Annotated in this window: 3 protein-coding genes; all 3 read left to right on the forward strand. The window is 60.3% G+C overall.

All coding sequences use genetic code 11. The features are described from left to right. A partial coding sequence (locus tag ABX749_RS23190; RefSeq protein ID WP_372898083.1) for a nitrilase-related carbon-nitrogen hydrolase occupies positions 1 to 613 on the forward strand: 613 nt, incomplete at its 5' end. 333 nt (positions 614 to 946) lie between these two features. Continuing rightward, positions 947 to 2,242: a Gfo/Idh/MocA family protein gene (locus ABX749_RS23195; protein WP_372898084.1), complete on the forward strand. Its 1,296-nt coding sequence runs from the start codon at positions 947 to 949 to the stop codon at positions 2,240 to 2,242. Positions 2,243 to 2,316: 74 nt separating this feature from the next. Beyond that, positions 2,317 to 4,197: a HEAT repeat domain-containing protein gene (locus ABX749_RS23200; protein WP_372898085.1), complete on the forward strand. Its 1,881-nt coding sequence runs from the start codon at positions 2,317 to 2,319 to the stop codon at positions 4,195 to 4,197. Positions 4,198 to 4,532 lie beyond the last annotated feature (335 nt).

Raw genomic sequence — 4,532 nt, forward strand, 5'->3', positions numbered from 1 at the left:
CGATGAACAGCGAACGACGGAGCTTTCCGAAGCCCCCAACCCCGCGCTCGATCCCTACTCCAACAATCGCTCGCATTTATTGGCCGGAGGAAAAACGTACGATGAAGGGGGGCGTGATCGCGGGCCCTATCGAAACTGTGCCTTTCTGATCAATTCCGAGAAACAGATCGTCGGTCGCACGTCCAAACGGACCTTGATGCCGATCGGTGAGTATGTCCCGTTGGAACGTTTGGTTCCTTGGTTTCGCGAGTGGCTGGCCGTCGATACCGATTTGATTCCGGGCATAGATTATGCTCCGTTGCAGCTGTCTACGGGAGTCAAGATCGGCGTGACCGTCTGCTATGAAGACACGGACCCGGCGATCGCGTCGGCGAATGTTCGTTCGGGTGCGGACGTGTTGATCGGCTTGATCAACGCGTCGGCCTTCACCAGCCCAACCACCCTGCAGCAGCATCTGCGACTAGCACGCCTACGCGCCGTCGAAAATCGAACGTGGTTTCTCCGCTGCTCGTCCACGGGCATCACCTGCGTTATCGATCCGAACGGACGAATCGTGAAACAACTGCCCTGCGGCGTCGAGGCGGTGCTGGTGGCTGATGTTCCGTATCGCTAACGGTGGTTCAGGACGACAGACGTTGCGGCAGTCGAGTAGTGCAACGATCGACTTTCCCCGCTCCTTTATCGTGTCGCCCAATTAGCGTGACGCCCGTGATCACAAATGCGACGACGTGCGTGATTGAGCGCGCCAAGCGTGCGTCTTTCGCACTGCTGATGAAGCGGTTCGGAAAAGCGATCCGTTTGCCACCACAATTCTGGTCCGTCTGTGGAATGGCCGTCGCGACACGGCTATGCTGACGGCATGGGAAATGCAATCTCCCAGCGGTCAGCGGTCCCTGCGGTTGAACGATCCACACGATCAGGAAGGTAGGTCATGTCGAATAAGCAAGTGAAGTCTCCCACCCAAACGCCTCGCCGAGGTTTTTTGAAGACTGCCGCGGCGACGGCCGGCGCTGCAATCGCGGCACCGACGATCATCCCCAGTTCAGCGCTGGGGTTGGACGGTGCGGTCGCACCCAGCGAACGCGTTGTCGTGGGCGGAATCGGGATCGGCCGTCGGGGAGGCTACGATCTGAGTTGTTTTCTGCCGCAGAAAGACGTGCAGTTTGTCGCGGTCTGTGACGTCAAACAGAAACGTCGTGGCGAAGTCAAAAAGATCGTCGATGACCACTACGGGAATCAGAAGTGCGAGACCTATCGTGACTTTCGTGATCTGCTCGACCGCAGTGACATCGATGCCGTGTTGATCGCCACCGGACCGAACTGGCATTCGACTGCGGCGATGACGGCTGCCAAAGCGGGCAAGGACATGTATTGCGAAAAGCCCGTGACCAAGAACATCGCACAGAGTTTGATCCTGGCCGAAACGATGCGCCGCACCGGACGCGTATTCCAAGCCGGAACGCAACGCCGCAATCTGCCGCACTTCGCCTTCGCCTGTGAGTTGGCGCGTACCGGCAAGCTCGGCAAATTGACCAAAGTCTACGCCCACCCGATGGGAATGAATGCTTTGATGAGTGGCTGGTTGGGACCGGAGCCGGAACCCGATCCGGAAGTCGTCGACTGGGACATGTACCTGGGGCCGGCCGCCTGGCGCCCCTTCAACAAAAAGTTGTTGGACGGTTTTAATTTTGAAAAAGGCGGCGGCTTCGTCGGTGCCTTCTCCGGCGGCGGCGTGTTGGAATGGGGATCACACTGTGTCGACCTCTGTCAGTGGGCCGTCGATGATTGCCCACCACCTGTTCAATACGACCCGCCGAAAGACGGTGAGTTGGTAGCCCGCTACGAGAACGGCACCGAGTTGATCTTTCGCGAAAAAGGCTGGATCCCGCTGGGGTCTTGCCCGGTACGCTTCGAAGGCGAAACGGGTTGGGTCGAAGCCGGTGACAGTGGAAAGATGGTGTTGAGTTCTCCAGAGTTGCTCGCCGGTCGAGAGGTCGCCGAAATCGGCGGCTACCCGGCGACGTTCCACGTCCGCGATTTCCTGGATTGTGTCAAGACGCGGCGGCAACCCAAAGGAAATGCCGATGCGGCCTGCAACGCGCACATCGCGTGTCACGCGGCAAACATCGCGCTGTATTTGGATCGCCAAGTCAATTACGACAACGCCACGCACGAATTCATCAACGACGAGCAAGCCAATCGAATGCGCTCCGAGGCGCTTCGCGAACCGTGGCGGCTGTAGTGCCCTCGTGAACCAGGCTGACGGCCTGTGATTGTTTCGTTCACACTCATCCCCATCGCTCCAAGCACCCTCCCATGCATACGACTCGACCTTACCTTCGCAGCTTGACGTTGTTCGTTGCGTCCATCGCGACGCTTGCCATCCTGTCCGTCGCGGCCGTTCCGATTTCAGCGGCCGAAACGGAAGCCGAACTGCTCGCCGTCCTCCGCTCCGATGCACCGGGCGGCGAAAAGGCGATTGTCTGCAAAAAGCTGGCAATCCATGGATCAAACGCCGCAGTTCCTGAATTGGCCAAGCTGCTTTCCGATCCACAATTGTCCTCGTGGTCCCGCATCGCGTTGGAGGTGATTCCGGGCGATGATGCTGACGAAGCCTTGCGGTTGGCCACTCAAACGCTCGACGGCAGACTGCTTGTCGGCACGATCAACTCGATCGGTGTCCGTCAGGACGCCGGTGCGGTCGAGATCTTGGGCACACGTCTACAGGACACCGATCCCGAAGTCGCTTCCGCCGCGGCCGTGGCGTTAGGGCGGATCGGCAATGACGCCGCATCCCAATTGCTTCAGCAAGCCCTGCAGACCGCATCCGGCGATGTCCGTAATGCGGTCGCCGAAGGCTACTTGCTGTGTGCCGAACGACTGCACGGTGACGACAAGTCGGGTGCGGCGACGGAGATCTATGACGAGATCCGCAAGGCCGAACTGCCGATGCAACGGATCGTCGAAGCCACCCGTGGTGCCATCTTGTCCCGTAACGAAGACGGGATCGCGTTGTTGATGGAGACGTTTCGGTCCGACGACAAAAAACTATTTCAGCTTGCGCTGGGCACGGCGCGGGAGTTTCCCGGCGGCGAAGTGGACCAAGCCCTGGCGGAGGAGTTGACACGAGCGACACCGCAGCGGGCCGCGTTGATCGTCCAGGCGATGGCAGATCGATCCGAAACGGTCGTGCTGGATGCGGTATTGCAGGCCGCACAAACCGGTGACAAACAAGTCCGCGTGTCGGCGATCGATGCGCTCAAACGCGTGGGGGACGTTTCTGTTCTTTCGCCGTTGTTGACGATTGCATTGGACCGAGACGCAGAGCTTGCCCAAGCGGCCAAGGACACGCTGGCCGAACTACCCGGTGAAGGCGTCGACGCGAAAATTGTTGCGATGCTGCCCGACGCAACGGGAGACAGCTACCCGCTGCTGATCGATCTGGTTGGCAGCCGACGCATCGATGCGGTTCCCGATCTGGTCCGCGCGCTCGATCATTCAGATTCCGCTGTCCGCGGCGCGGCCCTGATCGCACTGGGGGAAACCGTCCGCCTGGAGAAACTTTCTTTGTTGATCGAGCAAGTGGTTGCTCCGAAACGTGCGGAAGATGCTGCGATTGCCCGCCAAGCTCTGAAATCGGCAAGCGTCCGCATGCCCGATCGTGAAGCCTGTGCGGCGGAACTCGCTTCGGCAATCAGTCGCGCACCGGCAACCACGAAAACGGTCTTGCTGGAAATCCTCAGCGATGTCGGTGGCACGACCGCATTACAGACGCTCGCCACGTCGGCCAAGAGTTCTGATCCAGAACTGCAAGACACCGCCAGCCGTCTGTTGGGCAAGTGGAACAACTTGGACGCCGCACCGGTCTTGTTGGACCTGTCCACGACCGCGCCGGCGGAGAAGTATCAGGTTCGTGCGCTGCGTGGCTACATCGGACTGGCAAGGAAGTTTTCGATGCCGGAGCGCAATCGTGCCGAGATGTGCAAACAGGCGTTGGAGGTTGCGAGCCGGATCGATGAGCAAAAGCTGGTGTTGGATGTCTTGAAATTGCACCCCAGTGTCGCCGGACTGAAATTGGCCCTCGATGCCAAAGCGATCCCGGCGATCAAGGCCGACGCGACGGCCGCGGCAGAGGAAATCGCACAGCAACTGCGTAAGAAAGGTGTCGACGTCAGCCGGCTGATGTCGGGGTCCTGAAGCCGGAGCCCGGCCCGTCAAATTGGTATCGGCCGGGCGCAAGCCCTCCAGTTTGCCGCGCCGCGTTGCTGCGTGACCGGATGGCTCGCGCCGTTCCGCTACGATGCGTATTACTCCCTTTGTTAGCGGCAGGGCGCAAGCCCTCCGGCCCGGCGCGCCGCTTTACGGCGTGACCGGACGGCTCGCGCCGTTCCGCTACGATGTGCATTGCAGTGTTGTTAGCGGCAGGGCGCAAGCCCTCCGGCCCGGCGCGCCGCTTTACGGCGTGACCGGACGGCTCGCGCCGTTCCGCTACGATGCGTATTACTCCCATTGTTAGCGGCAGGGCGCAAGCC

Origin of the sequence: Stieleria sp. (genome assembly GCF_041595215.1) — a bacterium.
Taxonomy (GTDB): Bacteria; Planctomycetota; Planctomycetia; order Pirellulales; family Pirellulaceae; genus Stieleria; species Stieleria magnilauensis.

Coding starts and splice junctions, on each gene's coding strand:
- ABX749_RS23200 (WP_372898085.1), top strand. CDS start 2,317: ATGCATACGACTCGACCTTACCTTCGCAGCTTGACGTTGTTCGTTGCG.